General features: G+C 61.7%; 19 protein-coding genes. 9 read left to right on the top strand and 10 right to left on the bottom strand.

Features of this window, described 5'->3' with window-relative positions; translation table 11 throughout:
* The coding region (locus tag NKJ94_RS30710; RefSeq protein ID WP_352530651.1) for a 3-methyl-2-oxobutanoate hydroxymethyltransferase at positions 1–671 on the top strand (671 nt) is incomplete at its 5' end.
* Positions 672–1,227: 556 nt separating this feature from the next.
* On the opposite strand, the gene NKJ94_RS30705 is transcribed toward NKJ94_RS30710, so the two are convergent.
* The 6 genes from NKJ94_RS30705 to NKJ94_RS30680 all read right to left on the bottom strand — a co-directional run bounded on the left by NKJ94_RS30705 (position 1,228) and on the right by NKJ94_RS30680 (position 8,208).
* On the bottom strand, positions 1,228–2,961 hold the full coding sequence (locus tag NKJ94_RS30705; RefSeq protein ID WP_352530649.1) for a dihydroxyacetone kinase family protein: 1,734 nt from the start codon (positions 2,959–2,961) through the stop codon (positions 1,228–1,230).
* Positions 2,958–3,917, bottom strand: a complete 960-nt coding sequence (locus NKJ94_RS30700; RefSeq protein ID WP_352530659.1) for a sugar phosphate isomerase/epimerase family protein — start codon at positions 3,915–3,917, stop codon at positions 2,958–2,960. The genes NKJ94_RS30705 and NKJ94_RS30700 overlap by 4 nt, the downstream gene beginning before the upstream one ends.
* A gap of 52 nt (positions 3,918–3,969) precedes the next feature.
* Entirely contained in the window at positions 3,970–5,508 is a 1,539-nt protein-coding gene (locus NKJ94_RS30695; RefSeq protein ID WP_352530647.1) for a tripartite tricarboxylate transporter permease, read from the bottom strand.
* 36 nt (positions 5,509–5,544) lie between these two features.
* Positions 5,545–6,045, bottom strand: a complete 501-nt coding sequence (locus tag NKJ94_RS30690; RefSeq protein ID WP_352530645.1) for a tripartite tricarboxylate transporter TctB family protein — start codon at positions 6,043–6,045, stop codon at positions 5,545–5,547.
* 62 nt (positions 6,046–6,107) lie between these two features.
* A complete protein-coding gene (locus NKJ94_RS30685) occupies positions 6,108–7,100 on the bottom strand; it encodes a Bug family tripartite tricarboxylate transporter substrate binding protein (protein ID WP_352530643.1) in 993 nt (330 codons plus the stop codon).
* A gap of 70 nt (positions 7,101–7,170) precedes the next feature.
* The gene (locus tag NKJ94_RS30680) at positions 7,171–8,208 is read right to left on the bottom strand and encodes a 4-hydroxythreonine-4-phosphate dehydrogenase PdxA (RefSeq protein WP_352530657.1); all 1,038 of its coding nucleotides are present in this window, start codon (positions 8,206–8,208) and stop codon (positions 7,171–7,173) included.
* Between the two features lie 175 nt (positions 8,209–8,383).
* Here NKJ94_RS30680 and NKJ94_RS30675 point away from each other — a divergent pair, with 175 nt between their 5' ends.
* Positions 8,384–9,067 (top strand): GntR family transcriptional regulator, encoded by a 684-nt coding sequence (locus NKJ94_RS30675; RefSeq protein ID WP_352530655.1) that lies wholly within the window; start codon positions 8,384–8,386, stop codon positions 9,065–9,067.
* A gap of 157 nt (positions 9,068–9,224) precedes the next feature.
* Here the strand turns inward: NKJ94_RS30675 and NKJ94_RS30670 are convergent, their stop codons facing one another.
* The 3 genes from NKJ94_RS30670 to NKJ94_RS30660 form a co-directional block, all read right to left on the bottom strand.
* Entirely contained in the window at positions 9,225–9,377 is a 153-nt protein-coding gene (locus NKJ94_RS30670) for a hypothetical protein (protein WP_352530641.1), read from the bottom strand.
* A gap of 186 nt (positions 9,378–9,563) precedes the next feature.
* Complete coding sequence (gene otnC / locus NKJ94_RS30665; protein WP_352530639.1) at positions 9,564–10,229, bottom strand: 3-oxo-tetronate 4-phosphate decarboxylase; 666 nt, start codon at positions 10,227–10,229, stop codon at positions 9,564–9,566.
* Positions 10,226–11,203 (bottom strand): LacI family DNA-binding transcriptional regulator, encoded by a 978-nt coding sequence (locus NKJ94_RS30660; RefSeq protein ID WP_352530637.1) that lies wholly within the window; start codon positions 11,201–11,203, stop codon positions 10,226–10,228. The genes otnC and NKJ94_RS30660 overlap by 4 nt, the downstream gene beginning before the upstream one ends.
* 255 nt (positions 11,204–11,458) lie before the next feature.
* Between NKJ94_RS30660 and NKJ94_RS30655 the strand changes: the two genes are divergently transcribed.
* From NKJ94_RS30655 to otnK, 4 genes are read left to right on the top strand one after another with little or no spacing between them, the layout of a single operon-like run.
* Positions 11,459–12,772 (top strand): MFS transporter, encoded by a 1,314-nt coding sequence (locus tag NKJ94_RS30655; protein WP_352530635.1) that lies wholly within the window; start codon positions 11,459–11,461, stop codon positions 12,770–12,772.
* A 29-nt stretch (positions 12,773–12,801) separates the two neighbouring features.
* A complete protein-coding gene (ltnD, locus tag NKJ94_RS30650) occupies positions 12,802–13,749 on the top strand; it encodes an L-threonate dehydrogenase (protein ID WP_352530653.1) in 948 nt (315 codons plus the stop codon).
* A 16-nt stretch (positions 13,750–13,765) separates the two neighbouring features.
* Positions 13,766–14,578, top strand: a complete 813-nt coding sequence (otnI, locus tag NKJ94_RS30645) for a 2-oxo-tetronate isomerase (RefSeq protein ID WP_352530633.1) — start codon at positions 13,766–13,768, stop codon at positions 14,576–14,578.
* Positions 14,575–15,852, top strand: a complete 1,278-nt coding sequence (otnK, locus tag NKJ94_RS30640; protein ID WP_352530631.1) for a 3-oxo-tetronate kinase — start codon at positions 14,575–14,577, stop codon at positions 15,850–15,852. The genes otnI and otnK overlap by 4 nt, the downstream gene beginning before the upstream one ends.
* Positions 15,853–16,344: 492 nt before the next feature.
* On the opposite strand, the gene NKJ94_RS30635 is transcribed toward otnK, so the two are convergent.
* Positions 16,345–17,082: an FCD domain-containing protein gene (locus tag NKJ94_RS30635; RefSeq protein WP_352530629.1), complete on the bottom strand. Its 738-nt coding sequence runs from the start codon at positions 17,080–17,082 to the stop codon at positions 16,345–16,347.
* A gap of 203 nt (positions 17,083–17,285) precedes the next feature.
* Between NKJ94_RS30635 and NKJ94_RS30630 the strand changes: the two genes are divergently transcribed.
* From NKJ94_RS30630 to NKJ94_RS30620, 3 genes are read left to right on the top strand one after another with little or no spacing between them, the layout of a single operon-like run.
* Positions 17,286–18,224 (top strand): ketopantoate reductase family protein, encoded by a 939-nt coding sequence (locus NKJ94_RS30630; RefSeq protein WP_352530627.1) that lies wholly within the window; start codon positions 17,286–17,288, stop codon positions 18,222–18,224.
* Positions 18,225–18,228: 4 nt separating this feature from the next.
* Positions 18,229–19,761, top strand: coding sequence for a sugar ABC transporter ATP-binding protein (locus NKJ94_RS30625; protein WP_352530625.1), 1,533 nt, complete (start codon positions 18,229–18,231; stop codon positions 19,759–19,761).
* Entirely contained in the window at positions 19,761–20,777 is a 1,017-nt protein-coding gene (locus tag NKJ94_RS30620; RefSeq protein WP_352530623.1) for an ABC transporter permease, read from the top strand. The genes NKJ94_RS30625 and NKJ94_RS30620 overlap by 1 nt, the downstream gene beginning before the upstream one ends.
* Positions 20,778–20,794: the final 17 nt, after the last annotated feature.

Genomic DNA, 20,794 nt, shown 5'->3' with positions numbered 1-20,794 from the left:
TTGACCAGGAAATGCGACAGGCAGCCGGCGACTGTTTCGTTCAGGTCGGTCTGCCTTACGGCGGCTGGGGCAGCTTTGCTGGCCGTCCGCTCGCTACGGCAGAAGACTATCTGCGTGCGGCTTTCCACTTTGCTGGCATTGGTGGCGACGCCTTCTACTGCTCCGCGTCCTACGACATCCAGAAGGCGCTCTGCGACAACCACCTCCCTGTCGTCGGGCATATCGGCCTGATCCCTTCGTACATCACCTGGACGGGTTGGCGCGCAGTCGGAAAGAGCGCGGAAGAAGCGATCCGCCTCTGGCGGCACACCCAGAAACTCGAGGAGATCGGTGTCTTCGGGGCGGAACTGGAAGTCGTGCCCGACCGGGTGGCGAAATTCCTGACCGAAAACTCGTCGCTGGTCATGCTTGGCATGGGCGCCGGCAAGTATGCGGATGCGCAATACCTCTTCACAGAGGATGTCTGCGGCTATGCCAAGAACCATAAGCCGCGGCACGGAAAGGTTTACCGAAACCTCGGCCCTGAGCTGCAGAAGATCCAGGACGAGCGCGTGGCCGCCTTTAGAGAATACAAGACAGACGTCGATTCCGGTAGGTATCCCGGTGACGAGCACACAGTTCCGATTGGGGACGCTGACTTCGACAGCTTCATGCGAGCAGCCAAAGGGTGACACCCATGCGTGCGGGGCTATCCGATTGCTCAGGAGCGAGTGTTAGGCAAGTCGAAGTCCGCAACACGAAGGCGCCAACGCTCGCTGAACTCAAAATGCTGATTGCCAAGAGGGAGCTCATCCTTCCGGCGAAGTTGGAAACTGTCGCTCGCGTGATGTTTGCAGAGCCGGACTACGTTGCCTTCGAAAATTCTGCCTCGATCGCTCGCCGGTGCAACGTGTCAACGACAACCTTATCTCGCCTCGCTCCGCGCCTTGGCTTCAGGTCTTTTAAAGAAATGCAGAACTGCTTCCGAAATCACATCCTTGATCGAAAGGCCCAGCGCAAGCCGAGCTGATAACTCGGCTACATCGATCACTGAGAAGTCAGATCCGCGCCTTGAGCAAGCCCGCGGCCCAAAGTTCAGCTTTCTAGCCCGGCGTCCCCACAAGCTGAATTTTCCGCTTACGGCCCACAAACGCGACGGGTCAAGCGGCCTTCGGAAGGACGGCACGATAGCGGCCGTAACCCGCCTTCACGAGCAGTCTCTCGCCTCGGTGACCGCGCCCGGTGTCGTCAAATCTGCACTCCCCCTGGTCCGAAAGCGCCCTGCAGAAACGCCGCAGCGGTTCGTGCGCACATGGCCAGTGACACCGCACCTGCATCGGGGTGGCCGATGCTCCGTTCCGCCAGCGGGCGTGCGCGACCGAGCTTCGGGGCGAGCGACGATGTCGCATCAGCCGCCAGCGTCGCCGCGTTGGCAGCATGGCCCCAGGCATCCGCCAACGACTTTCCGGATGCGACACTGCTTTCCAGCGTCTCCACGAACGGCACGAGGGCGTCGACCAAAGTCTTGTCACCGATGTTCGCACCTCCTAACCGCGTCACGCCGTCTAGCGCGAGCCGCGCTCCTAGGACGACTGCCTCCGTCGTCACAGCTTCATCGTCGCTGAAGCTGCTACTCCACGACCGGAGCAGCAAGCCCCAGATCGCCCCGGACGTTCCCCCTGCCCTGTCGGCCCAGCCATCGCCGGCCGCGGCTAGTACACTCGCGGCGCCGGCACCGGCTGCCGCCGCGACCGAAGCGGCGGCAGCCGCAGCGGCCGACCCGCGGCTCATGCCTTGCCCATGATCCCCGTCGCCGGCTACGGCGTCGATACGGCCGAGTTGCTCCTCGGCGGTGTTCAGCATCGCGGAGACCCGCTGCATCATTTTGGCAATACAGGCGCCGCTCACCTTGGACGCTTCGGAGGCCGGCCCGTAAATCGGTTGTCCTTCCGCACCATTTGGGACATCCGTGGCAGGCCTAACGGCGATCACCGCGCCTTTGCGCAGGACGGGCGCATCGCTCGGCGCGCGCCAATAGATCTCCAATTCGTCATCGAGCCACAACAAAGTCAGCGAACACCCCTGCATGTCCAAGCTGGTGACGAATTCACCGGCTTCGGGTTCGACCGCCTCGAGCCCTTCTGCCTTGAGTTCCGAAGCAATTGCCTGCCACAGCACGAAGAGTTCCTCGTACTTCGTCGAGCCGAGTCCGTTGAGCAGGGCGGCCACCCTTTTCGCTCCGGCCGGACGCTCGGAGACGAGCGTGCCGACGAGAAGTTTTGCGAGATCGGAGGCTGACGTTATGTCTTCCTCGCGAATTCCGGGTTCACCGTGAATACCCAGACCCAACGCCATCTTTCCGCCAGGAACGGTAAACAGCGGAGTAGCGGCGCCCGGTAGCGTGCATCCTTTGTAGGCCACACCGAAAGACACCGTGCGGTCGTTGGCGTGGCGGGCGATGCGCTCGACCTCGTCGATCGCCAGGCCCGATTCCGCTGCCGCACCCGCTATCTTGAACACGATGACAGTGCCGGCAATGCCGCGCCGCCTGGCAGAGGCATTCGCGGGCGCACTGGCGATGTCGTCCGTCACCGGCAGGATCCGGACATCGATGCCCTCTGCTCGCAAACGCTCCGCCGCTACGCCGAAATTCAGCACGTCGCCGGCGTAATTGCCGAAGCCGAGCAGAATTCCACCGCCTCGGTCTGCAAGCCGGCATACGCGCGCTACGGCGGCGGTCGACGGCGAGGCGAAGACATCGCCGGCAACCGCAGCATCTGCCAGGCCTGGGCCAACGTAACCCGCGAACGCGGGATAGTGCCCCGAGCCGCCTCCGACAACGAGGGAGACCTTGCCTTTCGGCACTTCGGTCGAACGCACCACACCGCCCTTGACCAAGCGAACATGCTGACCGTGGATCGCACAAAAGCCTGCCAGAGCTGCCGAAGCGAAATCTTCTGGAGCGTCGTAAATGGTGGTCATCGCGCAGTCTCCCCATTGCTTGGTACTGTCTTAGGGAGAATGCGCCTCAGATAGTCGCGGTTGGCGGCGCTGACAGACAAACCGTCGCCGCCATAGTGCTCGCAAAGGAAGGGGCTGGCAAAACCGTGGTCAAGCGCAAGGCCTATGGCGACGCGATAGTTGACGATACCCGTCTCAAGTGGGGCCGGATGCGTGATGATCGCGCCGGAAATAGGATCTTCAACGCGGGTATAATTCTTCACGTGCCAGTATTTGGCATATGGCGCGACTTTGTCGATCATCTCCAGCCAGTGCTCGACCGGCCTGTGCAGGCGAATGAGGTTGCCGACATCTGCGTTGATGCCCACATTCGACAGACCTACATCGGTGACGAAGCGAACGGAGCTTTCGGCCGTTCCGAGATAGGTGTCCTCATACATTTCGAGCGACAATTCGATGCCGAGCTCCTCCGCGTGGCGGCCGAGTTCGCGGATGCGCGCCACGGCTTTCCTCCATACCTGCGGATCGTCGGGATTCCTGACGCCATCCACCGTCCAGAACCACAGCGCCGCCTTCTGGGCATCGGTCAACGGCCCGAATAGACCGAACGACACGCAGCCGGCGCCGATCCGTGCCGCAGTCTCGATCACGCGATGGCCATAGGCGAGATGCGCATCGCCACGTTCCGGGTCGATGACGCTTCGCCGCGAGGTCGAGATCGCGGGAATCGCGAGATTGAGCGAACCTGCCAGTTTCACGAAATCATCCAGCCGTGCGGCCGAGAGATCGGCTAGCCTTAGCCAGCTGTCGGTCGGGTCGAGTTCAGTGAAGCCGGTATCCACCACATCGGCAAGCGTGGCTCCCCACTCTTCGACACTCTGATCCTGGACGGAACGGCCGTCGCGCAAGACACTCGGATACTGGATCATGGCTGCGGCTATCGGCCAATTGTGTCTGTTCCACTTTCTCAGCGGCATACTCACGGGAACCTCCATTCATGGCGGAAAAGGCGGGGACTGTCGGAGGAGTTCAGAGCGGATTTTCGTTCGGGCCCTGTCGCAAGTCCGGCCTCGTCATTCGTCTGCGTGAGATTCCCAGTATCCACATCAGCAAGGGGGATAAGAGAAGAAGGCAGCCGATCGCCATCAGCGTGGATACGAGACCATTCGACCAGAAGATGCTTAGCTTTCCAGAAGATAACAGCATCGACTGGCGAAACGCGTCTTCTGCCTTATCCCCCAGCACCATAGCCAGAACCAGCGGAGCGAGCGGATAATCGAGTTTCTTGAAGATGTAGCCGAGCAGGCCAAACAAAACGACCATCCAGACGTCAGTGAGAGAATTGCTTACCTGGTAAGCGCCGCTGAAGATGACCGCCACGATCACCGGACCGATGATGGTAAACGGCACGCGCAGGATCGAGGCGTAAAGAGGCACGGTAGCGATCACCAATATGACCGCGACGATATTGCCGAGATACATACTTGCAATCAGACCCCAGACGAAGTCCGGACGTTCGACGAACAGCATCGGACCAGGGGTGAGACCCCAGATCATCAGGCCGCCCATCATGACCGCCGCCGTGGCAGAGCCTGGCACACCCAGGGCCAGCATCGGCAGTAGCGCCGACGTTCCCGCCGAATGGTCCGCGGTCTCCGGCGCGACGATGCCGCGCGGGTCGCCCTTGCCGAAGTTCGACTTGTCACGTGCCGAACGGCTGGCCAGGCCATAGCTCATGAAGGAGGCGGCGGTCGGACCTGCCGGCGTGATGCCCATCAGGATGCCGATGAAAATCGAGCGCAGAACCGTGAACCAATACCGCGGCAGTTCGAGCAGCGTACGGCCGACCTCTGAAATCCGGACACGAGCCTTGATGCCTTCGAAGCGCAGCCCCTCCTCAGTGGTCAAGAGGAGTTCGCCGATGCCGAACAGCCCCATCACCGCGATCAGGAAGCTGATACCCTTGATCAGCTCGGGAATGTCGAAGGTCAGGCGAAGGTTGCCTGATATCGTGTCCATGCCCACCGAAGCGAGCGCAAAACCCAGCATCATCGATACCAGCGTCTTGGACGGCGCGCTGGAGCCCATCGAGATGAAACTGGCGAAGGCGAGAAAATAGACCGCGAAATATTCGGGCGACGAGAACCGCAGAGCAAAATTCGCAACCCATCCCGAAAGCAACGTGATCATCACGACGCCTGCGAGCGCGCCGATGCCGGCGGAGACAAATGCAAGTGTCAGCGCGCGGCTGGCCTGGCCGGCCTTCGCCATCGGGTAACCGTCAAAAGTCGTGGCCACCGACGAGGGTTCGCCCGGTATGTTGAACAGGATTGAGGTCGTCGACCCCCCGAATAGAGCGCCCCAGTACATGCAGGACAGCAGGATGATTCCCGAGATCGGGTCCATCGAGAACGTCAACGGCAGCAGGAGCGATACGCCATTCGGAGCACCAAGCCCTGGCAGCACTCCCACCAGGATGCCCAGCGTGACGCCGACCATCATCAGCAGCACGTGCTGAAAGGTCAGGATATGGCCGAAGCCTTCAAAGAGCAGGCCGATGTTGCCCATTGCTGTTCCTCCCCAGGATGCTTGCTGGACCGCGGATCAATAGATACCGAACCACGCCTCGACTGGCCCTTTGAGTAGAGGAACCTTGAAGCCCACCTCGAAGACGACGAAGAAAACCGCGGCCACCGCCAGCCCCGACGGCAGAGCAATCCACCATTTGTATTTGCCCTGGAAATGCATCGCGAACGTTATGTACAGAGCAGTTCCGACATAGAGACCAAGAAAACTGGAGACTGCTGCGTAAGCGACGAGCGGCAGCAGAAAGGACGAAACCGATTTGATGCGTCGCGCATCCAGAAAGATCACCCCAAGCTTTCGATGCCGTGTCACCGCCAGCAAGATGTTCATGACACTGCCGAAGACAATCAGAAGGCCGACATAGAAGGGGAAATAGCCGGCATCTGGCCCCATTTCGGTCCAGCCGGTACCTGCCTCGGTTGAGCCGTAACACACTGCCACGCCTAACGCGGCTGTCACTGCTGCAACCACGATCTCCATTGCAAAGCGGGAGATGCCTCTCGTACCGTCGCTGCTCATGACCGATCTCCCGGTAAGGGGCGAGCGCCCGAAAGGGCGCCCGCGCGTGACTTCGAAAGATATCAGTTGGCGAGCCAACCCTCACGCTTCAGGATTTCGCTCACCGAAGCTTCATCCGACTTTATGAAATCGGCGAACTGCGCGCCGCTCATGTAGTCGGCAGACTGCGAGGTGTCGGCGAGATACTTCGCCCATTCGGGCGTCTCGGAGACTTTCTTCAGGACATTCGCGTAGAAGTCGACGACATCCTGATCTACGCCGGCGGGCAGCCACACGGTGCGAGGCATGTTGTAGTCCGCGATCGGAATGCCGGAGTCCTTGCATGTCGGAATATCGGCCCAGCTCGCGTCACCTGCGACCTTGGCATCGTTCTTCAGCCTTTGTGACTTGAAGACGCAGACGGGTTTCACCATGCCCGCCTGCCACTGGCCGAGATTTTCGCTCGGATTGTTGACATTGGCCGCAACATGCCCGCCCGCGAGTTGGACCGCAGCTTCGCCGCCACTCTTGTACGGAACGTAGCCGAGATTGGCACCAGTCGCCTCGTTGATCATGATAGTCAGGATCTGATCGGTATCCTTGGACTGGCTGCCGGCGACCTTGAATTCGCCCCCTGCTTCCTTCGCCTTTGCGACGAAATCGGCCGCCGTCTTGTAGTCCGCCTTGCCGTTGACCCAGAGAATAAACTCATCGGCGGCAAGTGCAGCCACCGGCGTCAGGTCGGCCGAAGCGTACGGCACTTTTGCACGGATCGGCAGCAGATAGGCATTGTTGGTGCCGAAGGCGAGCTTGAAATTATCGCCCTTGGCCGTCGCCGTATAGACAAAGCCCTCGGCGCCGCCGGCACTGCCTTTGTTGGTGACAATCACCGGCGCTTTCATCAAATTGTACTTGCCAATGATCGACTGGATCGTTCTGGCGAAAATGTCGGTGCCGCCGCCAGCTCCGGCCGTGACGACGAACTCGACTGGCCTGTCTGGATCGAATGCCAGCGCCGGAGTGGCCGCCCCCAGGACCGCCGCCAAGATTGTTGTAATGGATACTGAAGTTCTCATGGATACTCCTCCCTTTGAAAAAACCCGACGCGGAGACCTCCTGAAACGCCGGCATGCGTGCAGTCTAAGATTAGGCTGCCGCGGACAGGCCAGCGCTTCGCCGCGCCATGCGGGCGGCGAGCAGGACTGCCTCGCGGCTGGCGCCAACGTCGGCGATACCCTTGCCAGCGATGTCGTAGGCCGTGCCGTGCGCGGGCGTGCACAGCGGAAAAGGCAGCCCACCCATCATGGTGACGCCCTTGTCGAAGCCCATCAGCTTCATCGCGATCTGGCCCTGGTCGTGATACATGGTCAGCACAGCCTGGAAGCCTCCTTTCAGCGCCCGCAGGAAGACGGTATCGGCCGGGAATGGACCTTCTACATTCAACCCCAGCGCCTTCGCCTTTGCCACGGCCGGTTCTATGATTTCGATCTCTTCCATGCCGAAGCTGCCGCCGTCGCCAGCGTGCGGGTTGAGCCCGGCGACCGCGATGCGCGGATTGTCATAGCCAGCATCCCTGAGGCATCCGTATGTCAGTTGCAGTTCGGCCAGGATGAGATCGACCGATAGACTGGACGAAACTTCGGCAAGCGGGATGTGGGAGGTAACGCGCGCGTTCCAGACCTTGTCCAGGACGTTGAACTCGCGGACCTTGCCGGTGAAGCCGATCACATCGGCAACGAAGCGGATCTCGTCATCGTAGCCTGGATAGGCAAATCGCATCGCCTTCTTGTTGAAGGGCGTGAAGCAGACGCCATTTACCCTTCCGGCATTTGCCAGTTCCAGGGCCGTGCGGAAGTTACGGGTCGCGAATGTTCCTCCGACCAGCGTCGCCTCGCCCCGCTCCACGTCGCTCGGATCAAGATGACGTAGATCGACAAAGGTGTGTCGGCCGGAATCCGTCCCTTCCAGTCCCTCTAGCGGCACTGTTTTGATATCGACTGTCACGCCGGCAACGCGAGCGCCTTCGTCCAGAACGCGGCGGTCGCCGATCACGACGAGTTTCGCCGCTTCAAGGATTTCAGGCAGAGCAACGAGCCGCGCCGTGAGTTCAGCACTTACTCCGGCTGGGTCGCCCATCGCGAGTGCCAGCACCGGACGCGAGTCAGCCTCAACCGCAGCAACCATCATTTCCTCTCCGTTTCACCCTGCATACATGGCGCAGCAGTCTGCATCAAGTCTTTTGTATGCTGTATGCAGCCTTTTTAATTTCTTGACGCCATCTTCGGGAGACTCCATGCTGCGGCGACAAAAGAATCGACGCGTGGACTGCTTTGAGTCTTCCGATTGGGGTGCAGATTTGATGGACGAGGCCATTCCCGTCGAACGCCAGCGGAGCGCCGCAGGTCCGATTCAACGCACCGTGCTTCACGAAACCATCGTCAACCATCTGCGCGACATGATCATCGAGGGCGACCTCGCTCCCGGCACCCGTCTTCATGAGGGCCAACTGGGTGAACAACTGGGCGTCTCGCGCACGCCGCTGCGGGAAGCGATCAAATACTTGGCCAGTGAGGGCCTGGTCGAATTGGTGCCAAGCAGAGGGGCAGTCGTGAAGCGTTTCGGCGCCAAGGAAGTTCAGGACATGCTGACCGTCTTGCAGGCAATGGAGGAGCTAGCCGGAAGGTTGGCTTGCGATGTCGGTTCGGACGGGGGAATCGCCGCAATTCGGGCAACCCATGACGAAATGATCCGATGCTACGAAGCCAAGGATCGAATGCAATATTACAAACTGAACCAGCAGATCCATTCCATGATCGTTGCGTTGTCGGGCAATACGACGCTGATCGATATCCATGGTACGTTGCAGACGCGATTGAAGCGCATCCGCTTCGTTGGCCATGAGGGTCCGGAGAATTGGGCTGCCGCCGTAGGCGAGCATAATGAAATGATCGTTGCACTGGAGCTGCGCGACAAGGAACGGCTTTCGGAGGTTCTAGGACGTCACCTGCGAAAGGCGTGGGAGCGCGTCCGGCCGCTTCTGTGAAGTGGTGTCGCTGGATCGGCTATACGCCCACCTGAAACACGCGATCTGCCTGCGCAACGGCACTCTGCGGTAGGACATTGTGCGTTCACATATGACCGCATGGTCGACGCTACGCTTGCCGGTGCATCGTGCGTACGCCTAGCCGTGTTGGTCTGCTTCAGAGCGGTGCAAGCGGTCCGAAAATCATCGGACCCGTCGATATGGGTGATGTATTGCGGCTGCCGGGTTTCTGGCCCGCAGCGGTCAGCCGCACCGCGTCCTCGATTCCGGCGTCGATCCTTGCGCGAAGACCCTTGTCGAGCGCTTCCACGTGTCCTTTCTTTCGAACCACGCGGGCAAGATAATGGTGCGCGATTGGCAATGGAAATCGATTTCAATCGCATGCCCTCCAACCGCTCCTGCCGGCGAGTAATGAGGATGCCGGCAATTTTTCGGCCGCGACCTCGCAGGAACCATATCGTCGGCATCTGACAAGACGGCCGCTGTCTGCAGCGGCTTAATGGCCATGCTCGTCATGCTTCGGCAAAGTCAGCCCAAAAACCCGCACCAGATCGCTGACCTGGTCGGGCGAAAGGTAGCGGGGGTTGAGGCCGCGCAACAGCAGATAGAGTTTTGCAGTCTCCTCCAGCTCTTCGGTGGCGAATACGGCCGCCTCGAGCGTTTCGCCCGCGACCACGGGACCGTGGTTTGCCAGCAGCACCGAGGAGTAGCGTCCGGCAAGGCCCTTGATCGCATCCGCGACGGCCGGGTCCCCGGGGCGGAAGTAGGGAACCAGCGCCGTCTGGCCGGCCCGCATCAGGTAGTATGGCGTCATTGGCGGCAGCGCGGCCCGTGGATCCACTTCGGGCAGCATGGTGAGAGCGACGGCGTGTGTCGAGTGCAAGTGCACGATGGCGCGGGCGCTTGGCCTCGTCTCGTAGAGAGCGGTGTGCAGAGGGATTTCCTTCGTCGGGGCATCGCCCGAGACAAGTTTTCCCTGTGCGTCGAGGCGGGCAATGCGGGCGGGATCGAGAAATCCCAACGAAGCATTGGTGGGTGTGACCAGCCAGCCTCCGTCATCCAGCCGCAGGCTGATATTGCCTGACGATCCCGGCGTCAGACCGCGCTCGAACAGCGAACGCCCGAAGCGGCAGATCTCTTCCCTCAACCTCGTGTCGGTCATGTCGTGGCTCCCTCGACTAGCTCGAACCCGAGATCGACCACCGTCGGTGGTCCGTCAGAGCAGACGAGCCGCGCCCCCATCTCCCCTACGGCGACGCGGGGTGTGAGAATAGTCGACAGCGGCTGCGGGGCGCTGCGCGCCACGTCGAGACCATTATAGCCGAAGATCGCCAGCCGGTCTGGGATGGTGATGCCGCGGGTGAGGCAGTGGAAATAGCCGCCGATCGCCATGTCGTCGTTGGAGAAGTAGACAGCGTCCAAATTCGTGCTGCGCTCCAGCAGGCGCGCCAACCCGTCGCGCCCAGCTTGGATCGAAGACGAGGCAGGAATGATTTCTTCTCCGGCGAGATCGAGGCCGGTCTCGCCAAGTGCCGAGCGAAATCCTGCGAAGCGTTTGGCGGCGCGCAGGTCGCGATTAAGGTCATGGCCGACATAGCCGATCTGCCGGTAGCCGCGCGAAACCAGATGGCGCGCGGTAGTGCGTCCCGCCTCGCGGTTGGAAAAGCCGACGACGATGTCGATACCCTGGCCGTCGGTATCGAGCAGTTCGGCCACGCGGATACCAGAGTTGCGCAGCATTGCGCTCGCGCGCTCGGTGTGTTCGAGCCCCGCCACCATGACGCCGGCGGGGCGCCAGCTCAGCAGCGACTCGATGAGGCTCTCTTCGCGTCCTAACTCGTAATCGGTTACCGCGATGACTGGTTGAAAGCCGGCGCCGACGAGGACTGTGTTCGCCCCTCGCAGCATGTCCGGAAAGACGATGTTGCTGAGCGAGGGGATGACAATCCCGACAAGCCTGGAACCCGTGGAAGCCAGCGTTCCGGCAATGCGGTTCGGCACATAGCCGAGGGTTGTCGCGGCAATGAGAACGCTCTCGCGCGTCTTTGCCGAGAAGGATCCATGCCCGCGCAGCACGCGCGAGGCAGTACTCTCGCCAACACCGGCTGCGCGCGCGACGTCGGTGAGGGTAATCATCGGCACCGCTCCCATCCCTCGGCTATTGGGTCGACCATTTCCAAGCACCTAATCCACGCCGCCTCTGAGCTATCTGGCCGCCCTCAGTTTTGGCACGTCGCAGCAGCCAACTCAACCAAATTTTGGCAGCGCTGCCATTTTTAGGTTGGCAGCGCTGCCAATCCATGTTATCTTGCAATGCAAGCGCTGCCAAAAGTGAGGTTAAGTGGCGCGAAAACTAGTGAAGAACGCGCCCTCAATCAGGGAGGAAATGAAATGACGGTGCTCACCCCAACGCTGTCGGCTGAAACAACGGCAGGAATCGAGACCCGAAGAATCGCCTACAGCAAGGTCTTCTGGCGCATCGTGCCGTTTCTGATGTTGTGCTACGTGGTCGCCTATCTAGACCGCGTCAATGTCGGCTTCGCCAAGCTCGACATGTCCGCCGAACTCGGCTTCAGCGAAACGGTCTACGGCCTCGGTGCCGGCATCTTCTTCATCGGCTATTTCCTGTTTGAGGTGCCGAGCAACATCATCCTGCACAAGGTCGGTGCGCGCATGTGGATCGCGCGTATCATGATCACCTGGGGTTTGATCTCGGCAGGCTTCATGTTCGTCGAATCGGCTCCCATGTTCTATCTCCTGCGCTTCCTGTTGGGCGTCGCAGAGGCAGGCTTCTATCCAGGGATAATCCTTTTCCTGACCTACTGGTATCCTTCGCACCGGCGCGCCAAGATCATCGCTGTCTTCATGTCCGCAATTCCGATATCCGGCATCTTCGGCAACCCGCTTTCCGGCTGGATCATGGATTCGTTCCACGGCGATAGCGGTCTTGCCGGCTGGCAGTGGATGTTCCTCATCGAGGCGGTTCCCGCCGTCCTGCTTGGCATCGCCGTCTTCTTCTTCCTCGACAATGGCATCCGTGACGCCAAGTGGCTTAGCGAAGCGGAAAAGCGGGTGCTCGAAGAGGAGATCGAGCGCGAGGAACGCCACAAGGAGAAAGCGCATTCAGTCGGCGGGGTATTCCGCGACGGCCGCATCTGGCTGATGTGCCTCATCTATTTCTGCTTCGTGATGGGCCAATACGGGCTGACGTTCTGGATGCCGACCCTGGTCAAGGCGACCGGCGTCACCGGCAATCTCAACATCGGGCTGATCAGCGCCATCCCATTCATCTGTGCCGTCGTCACCATGAACCTGTTCGGTCGCAGCGCCGACTGGCACCGCGAGCGCCGCTGGCACCTGGTCGTGCCGGCGCTGCTTGGAGCCGTCGGCTTCATCGTCGCCGCGACATCCTCGAATCCGACGATCGCCATCGCGTTCCTATCGCTGGCAGCGGCTGGAGCGATCACCTGCGCGCCGCTCTTCTGGTCTTTGCCGACAGCCTTTCTGGGGGGAACCGGCGCCGCAGCGGGCATCGCGCTGATCAATTCAGTAGGCAATCTGGCCGGCTTCGCCAGCCCTTACCTTGTGGGCTACCTCAAGGACCTGACCGGGACGACGCACGTCGCCATGTACGCGCTCGCCGCCATCCTCGTGGCCGGCGCGATCCTGGTGCTGACGACGCCGGCCAAGCTGGTCAACAAGTGACCCGATCGAAGCAAAATGGAGTTTCCATGATGACTGTTCAGGCTGCGCAAAAGGAAAGCCCCATTATGATCAGCGCGACCCGGGTCGCAGTGATCGGCCTCGGCTCGATGGGATTCGGGATGGCCCAGTCGCTCAAGCGGGCCGGATTCGAGGTGACCGGCTTCGACATCGACGATGCGGCGGTTCAGCGCTTCGTCGCCGAAGGCGGGCTGGGTGCCTCGACCCCCGCTCAGGCGGCTCAGGATGCGGATGTCGTGGTGTCTGTCGTGGTCAACGCCGCGCAGACTGAAGCCATCCTCTTCGGCGCGGGCGGCGTTGCCGAGACACTGGCCGAGGGGACGGTCTTCGTCTCCTCGGCCACGATGGATCCCGATGTCGCCCGCAAATTGGCCGGGCGCCTGGGGGCGATAGGCGGACTCTATCTCGACGCGCCGATCAGCGGCGGCTCGGTTCGCGCGGCGGACGGTGCGCTGACCATTCTCGCCTCGGGCTCCGCTCCCGCCTTCGCCAAGGCGCGGCCCGTGCTCGATGCCATGGCTGCCAAGGTCTACGAACTGGGCGAAGAGCCGGGCGTCGGCGCGGCTTTCAAGATGATCAACCAGCTGCTCGCTGGCGTGCACATCGCCGCAGCGAGCGAAGCCATCGTGTTTGCCGCCCGCCAGGGGCTAGACCTCGGCAAGGTCTACGAGGTGATTACGGCCTCGGCCGGCAACTCCTGGATGTTCGAGAACCGGGTGCCGCACGTGCTCGACGGGGACTACACGCCGCGAAGCGCGGTCGACATCTTCGTCAAGGATCTCGGCATCATCCAGGACATGGCCCGCAGCGCCAAATTCCCGGTACCGGTTGCAGCCGCCGCGCTGCAGATGTTCCTGATGACGTCGGCTGGCGGAATGGGACGCGACGACGATGCCTCGGTCGCCCGGGTCTACGCACGCGTCACCAACATCGATCTGCCCGGCGCAACGCAACCCTGACCAGGAACGGATGACCATGCCTCGCTTCGCCGCCAATCTGACTATGATGTTCAACGAATGGCCGTTCCTCGACCGATTCGACGCGGCCGCAGCCGCCGGATTCACGGCGGTAGAGTTCCTGTTCCCTTACGAGCACACGCCGGAAGCGATCGGCGAGCGCCTCGCGCGGAACGGTCTGACCCAGGCCTTGTTCAATCTCCCGCCGGGCGATTGGGCTGCAGGCGAACGCGGCCTTGCTGCGTTGCCCGAGCGCTTCGATGAGCTAAAGGCGGGTGTCGAGGCTGCGCTCTCTTACGCCGAAGCCACCGCTGCACAGCGGCTCCATCTCATGTCCGGGCTCGGCTCGCGCGAGGACAAGGGCGCCGTCGATGCCTATCGAAAAGCTGTGACCTGGACCGCCGAAAAACTGGCGGATAGGGGCATGGACCTGGTGATCGAACCGATCAATGGCCGCGACATGCCGGGCTATTTTCTGAACGACTTCGCCTTTGCTGAATCGCTGATCCACGATCTTGCGCTGCCCAATCTCAAGCTTCAGTTCGACATCTACCACCGTCAGATCCTGCATGGGGATGTCACGATGGCCCTACGGAGCCTGTTGCCGATTATCGGCCACATCCAGATCGCAAGCGTCCCCTCCAGGCACGAACCCACCAGTGAAGAACTTGACGATCGATTCATCTTCGCGGAGCTGGACCGGCTGGGCTATGGCGGTTTTGTCGGCTGCGAATATCTTCCCAAGGCCAAGACGCTTGACGGCCTCGGCTGGTTCGCCTCCTTTGCCGGGGAGCACACCCGGCTCTCAAAAGCCGTCGGAGCCCATCCATGACCCTCGCGCTTGGCTGCATCGCAGACGACTATACCGGCGCATCAGACTTGGCGAACACCTTGGCGAAACAAGGCTTGCGTACGGTTCAGACCATCGGGATTCCATCAGCTGACCTGCCGCTACCCGAAGTCGACGCTATCGTCATCTCGCTGAAAATCCGTTCGGTCGCCGCATCCGATGCGGTTGAACGTGCCCGCGCCGCCCACGATTGGTTCCGCGCCCGCGGCGCGGCGCACGTGATGTATAAGATCTGCTCGACCTTCGACTCTACCGATGCGGGCAATATCGGCCCTGTTCTGGATGCCTTGCGCGCTGATGCCCTCGAAACATCGGTCCTGGTGACGCCGGCCTTTCCTGAAACCGATCGCACCGTCTACAAGGGCAATCTATTTGTCGGTGCGGTTCCGCTGAATGAGAGCTCGCTCCGGGATCATCCTCTCAATCCCATGCGCGATGCCAATCTGGTACGCGTGCTGGCTCGACAGTCTACCGGGGCAGTCGGGCTTGTCGAACTCGCTACCGTGGCTCAGGGAGCGGATGCAATCCGCACCAGACTAGAACAGCTTTCTGCTTGCGGGACCGGAGCAGCTATCGCCGACGCCGTCTTCGAGACCGACCTCGAAGCAATCGGCGCTGCCGCGCTGACCCAACGCCTGTCAGTCGGAGCGTCCGGGTTGGGATTGGGCCTCGCCCGCGCACTGATCGCCGCTGGCACCGCACGGCGCCAACAAAGGGTAACTCTTCGTGAACACCCGATCGGAGGTCCGGCAGCGTGCCTTGCCGGCAGCTGCTCACGGGCGACGCTGGCGCAGATTGCAAGAGCGGAACAGTCGATGCCGGTCTTAAGACTCGATCCGGAAAAATTGGTAAGCGGATCGGCAGAAGCACAACGCGCGCTCGATTGGGCGGCCGGGCGATTGGCCGAAGGCCCGGTCCTTATCGCCAGCAGCGCGCCGACCGAAGTGGTTTCCGCGCTTCAGGTGCGTTACGGACGTGACCCCGCCGGTCATGCGATCGAGCAATCCCTTGCGACCATCGCCGAAGGTCTGATTGCACTCGGTGTCCGCAGACTGGTCGTCGCGGGGGGTGAGACATCCGGCGCGGTCGTAGATCGGCTAGCCATTCCTGCATTCGAGACAGGCCCCGAGATCGCCCCGGGCGTACCCGTGCTGCGAACGCTTGGAAGTCCGCATGGCGAAATGGCGCTGGCCCTCAAATCAGGCAATTTCGGTGGCGAAGGTTTCTTTGCGGACGCCTTGGCCATCATAGCGTGAGCGCCAATCGCGCAATTGGCTGTCCCGCTTGTCGGACCTCCCGCTAGCCTGGAGTGAATGCCGATGGGGTGGGTGATCAGCCCGCTGACGTCCAGCGGGCCCTGCAACAGGGCGATCATCCTCACGATCGGCGGGGCACCTCCGGACGAAGCACACGGTCCGTCTAAATGTGCTACAGAGTTCAGCGGCGAGCAAGTTGGCAGCGACAGCCTCGGCCTGGGCGGATGTGCCGGCCGCCATGCATCAAAGAGGCGCAGTCGCCGGTCGTCCAGATGCGGTCCACAGACGTCCTGCTCATGGGCCGCAGGTGCAGCTGGGCTTCACAGCATCGTTGGGCGGCAAACCGAGCGTGTTTTCAGCGCGACAACTCCGGCATCGATGCTTACGTCCGCCAGTCGGCGTGCCGACATTGATCAGTCCGTGCGCCCACCTTGGCGAGTGTGTTGGGGATATCACCGGAACCGGTGAAATTGTCGACGATGACGACGATCCTCATTCCTTGTGATCGCCCGTCTCATGATCGCTTGCCCGCTGGCGCCAGAACATCGTCGTCAGCTGATCGAGATGCGCTCGCATCGCCTGTTCGGCGCGGTCGGGGTCGCGTGCCGCGATGCCCTCATAGATGGCGTGGTGCGCTTCATACGCCGTCTGTTCCTGACCGTCGGCAGCCAACGTGACAATGCGCTGTTCCTTCAGCCATTCCGAAATCTGGTCGTGCAGGGCGACGAAGACGAGGTTGCGGGCAATACGGGCAAGCTCGAAGTGAAAGGCGATGTCGGTGCTGGTGAACCGGTCACGGTCGCCGATCGCCAGCCGGTTGGCTTCCAGCGCCTCACGCAACGAGTCCAGATCTTCAGCTGTCGCCGTGCGGGCTGCTTCGCGGGCGAGGCCGACTTCGAAGAACATGCGTGCGCCCTGAAAGGAGCGCTGCCCTTCTTCGGTCGACAGCATCTGCCTGACCGCCGGTGCCATTCCGGTGAAGATATGGCTGGCGGTCGGCATCAGGACCTTGGCGCGGGCGCCATTGGTGAGTTCGACGAGGCCGGCCTTCTGCAGCGAGATCAGTGCTTCGCGAATGGCCGGGCGGCCAACGCCGAAGCGCGATTGCAGGTCCCGCTCGGGCGGCAGCTGGTCTCCGGGTTTGAGCTTGCCGGAGAGGATCTGTCCCTCGAGATGTGTCGCCACATGCTCGAAGAGCTTCTTTCGTTCTATGATTAGCGGGTCGACCATAGACCTTTCATACCATCATGCTTGACAACCATGCAACAGCTTGCAATGCTGAAAACACAAGATTGAAAAAAGCGGGAAGACAAGGCCGGGCTCCATGAGCATCGGCTAGCGCCGGTTTGCAGTGGTCCTCAAGGCAAGCTCCGCCCTCTGCAAATCAACTTGCTTTGAGACGGCGATTGCGATCGCCAAGGGGAGGAAGATGCATGAAAATCGCCATTCTGGGCGGCGGCGGAGCTATGGGCGGGATATTCGGTGGATATCTGGCCCGCGCCGGCAATGACGTCACGCTGATCGACGTCTCCAAGGCGGCCGTGACGGCGATCAACGACAACGGGCTGACCATCGAGGAAAAGGATGGTTCGCAGCCGGTGATAAAGGTGTCTGCAAGCGAGAATCCCGCAAGCGTCGGGCCGGTCGATCTCATCATCAATTTCGTCAAGTGCTATCACACCGAAGCTGCCGTTCGGGCTGCAGCACCCATGATCGCTGGGGATACCGCCGTGCTCAGCCTGCAGAATGGCTGGGGCAATGCACCGCGCATCGCGTCGATCGTCGGCGAAGACCGCGTGCTGGTCGGCCTGACCTACCATGGCGGCACGCTGCTGGCGCCGGGCCGTGTCAAGCATCCCGGCTCCGGCATGACCTATATCGGCGAACTGACCGGCAAACCGACCGACCGGCTCGGCAGGGTGATCGAGACTTTCCGCGCGGCGCAGATCGAGACGACCCAGTCTGACCGGATCCTCGACGAGGTCTGGAAGAAGCTGGCGCTGAACGCCTGCACACTACCGGTCGCCGGGCTACTGCATTTCATGTCGCATGAACTCGTCGCCTTCGACGGCACCAAGAGCTTGATGTCATCAATCCTTCGAGAGGTCGTGGCCGTTGCAAACGCACAGGGCATCGCACTCGACTATGACGAACGCTGGGCTGCGATCACCGGCCTGCTGGAGAAGGCGATCGGCGGCAAGGCGTCGATGCTGCAGGATGTCGAGGCAAAGCGGCAGACCGAGATCGAGGTCATCAACGGAGCCATTGTCGATGCAGGCAAGCGCACAGGTGTAGCCACACCCGTCAACGAAACCATGGTCTGGATGATCCAGGCCAAGCAGGCCCATTACCTCCAGGTCAAGGCTCAATAGGGCCATGGCGCCAAGGCTCGAAATCAAAGGTCTTTCCAAGTTCTTCCCCGGTGTGCGGGCGCTTGATGACGTTTCGATGAGCGTCGAGGGTGGTGAGATCCGTGCACTGCTCGGCGAAAACGGCGCCGGCAAGTCGACTCTCGGCAAGATTGTCGCCGGTGTCTATTCGCGCAACCAGGGCAGCATCCTTGTCGATGGCGCCGAAATCGCGGAGCTCGACGAGAAAGCCGCTGGCGACCTCGGCATCGGTATCGTGCACCAGGAAGGCTCGCTCGTTCCGCAGCTCTCTGTTGCCGAGAACATCTTCGCCGGCCGTCAGCCGACGCAGTGGCTAGGTCAGGTCGATGTTCGCGCCATGCGCTATCGTGCAAGGATGCTTATCGCGCAGCTTGGCGTCACCATCGATCCGGCACTGAAGGTGTCGACCCTTTCACCGGCGCAGGCCCAGATCGTCGAGATCGCCAAGGCGCTGTCGCGGGACCTCAGGATTTTGATCCTCGACGAGCCGACAGCAGCACTCACCCTTACCGAAACAGAAAAACTGTTCGATGTGGTGCGTCGACTGGCAGGCAATGGCGTTTCGATAATCTACGTTTCGCACCGTCTCGCCGAGATTTTCACGCTTTGCCATTCGGTGACGGTGCTCAAGGACGGCAGACATGCTGGAACACGCCGGGTTGCCGAAACCACGACCGACGAGCTGATCCGCCTGATGGTCGGACGTGACGTGCATTTTTCGCGCGCGGCGGCAGGCCGAACGATCGGCGACATCGTGCTCGAAGCCGAAAGCGTCGATGCACCGCCTCTGGTGCGGTCGGCATCGATCACCGTACGGGCCGGCGAGATCGTCTGTCTCGCCGGGCTCATCGGTTCGGGTCGCAGCGAATTCTGCGAGGCGATCTTCGGCGCACGCCGCAGGCGGGGCGGCTCGATCCGGATCGGCGGCAAGGCGATCGATCCGAAAGGCCCCTGGGACGGCAAGCACGCCGGCATCGGCATGGTCCCGGAAGACCGCAAGGCGGCTGGCCTGTTCCTTGGCATGGACATCGTCAACAACGTCGCCGCGACAGTTCTCTCCAAGGTCTCCACAGGCGCGAATTTTTCTAACCGCAAGGCCGAGGCGTTGGCCAAGAATTTCGTCGACGAGCTGCGCATCGCGACACCGAGCGTCCACCAGATCGTCGGCAATCTCTCGGGCGGCAACCAGCAGAAAGTGCTGCTGGCCAAATGGCTGGCGATGGAGCCGCGCCTGCTGATCGTCGACGAGCCGACACGCGGCGTCGATGTCGGAGCCCGCTCCGAAATCTACCGTTTGCTGCGGGCGCTCGCCGACAAGGGCGTCGCCCTGCTCGTCGTGTCCTCGGACCTGCCCGAGGTGCTGGCGCTTGCCGACCGCATCGCCGTGATGGCGGAAGGCAGGACCGTCGGCGAACTGCCGGGCGACGGGGCAAGTGAGGAACAGGTGCTGCGCCTGGCCACCAAATACACCGCTTCGGTGGCCGAGGTCCGCAAACAACCAGGAATGGCAGAGGCGTGATGGCGATGCAGGTCACACAACCAATGGCCGAGAATGCCGAGCAGCGGCGCGAAATCCTTTTTGTGCGCGTCGTGCGGCGCCTGGCCGATTCTCGGGAGTTGACACTTTTCGTGCTCGTCATCGCGCTCGCGCTGGCGATGAGCATCGTCTACCCGAACAATTTCCCCACCGCCTCCAACATGCGCGCAGTGCTGCTCAACCTCGCCCCCGTCGGCATTCTCGTCTGCGGCATGATGCTGTTGATGATCGGCGGCACCTTCGATCTGTCCGTCGGCTCGACACTCGCCTTCTCCGGTGTCTGGGCCGCCGTCGTCGCCGGGTGGTGGGGCTGGCCGGCGGAGGTTGCGGTTCTCGTCGGCATTCTGGTTGGCGCACTATGCGGCCTGATCAATGGCCTGATCGTCACCCGCATCGGCATCAATGCGCTCATCGCGACCCTCGGCACGCTCACCATCTACCGCAGCCTGACCTATGTCACCGCCGGCACTGGCGTCACGCCAATCACTGATGCGTTCGCCCAATACGGCCGCGCCGCCGATCCGCTGCTCAGGATCCAGTCGCCTTTCTGGGCGATGCTGGTGCTGGTGCTCATTGGTGGCTGGCTGGTGGCCCGGACGCGTTTCTTCCGACAGTTCTATTTCATCGGCGGCAATCCTCGAGCCGCCCAGCTTTCGGGCATTCGCGTCGACCGGCTCATACTGATCGGCTTCATCATCATGGGCGCGCTGGCCGGCCTTGCCGGCGTCCTCGGCGCGGCGCGTCTTAACAGCGCCGTCGTCAACGCCGGCGTCGGCATCGAGCTCAAGGTCATCACCGCCACTGTGCTCGGAGGAGCGAGCCTGAAAGGCGGCGAAGGCACGATCCTCGGCGGCATTCTCGGCGTGCTTTTCATCGCGCTGATCGAGAACGCCATGATCATCAATGCGATCGGTGTGTTCTGGCAAGGGCTGGTGGTGGGTCTGGTCCTGCTGTTTGCCGTCTCGCTCGATCGTTTCAAGACCAGCGGCCGCGCCTGATCTCAGGCGAGGACGGG

The organism is Mesorhizobium sp. M0060 (assembly GCF_040323155.1).
GTDB lineage: Bacteria > Pseudomonadota > Alphaproteobacteria > Rhizobiales > Rhizobiaceae > Mesorhizobium.
This window is presented reverse-complemented; position numbering and strand designations above follow the sequence as displayed.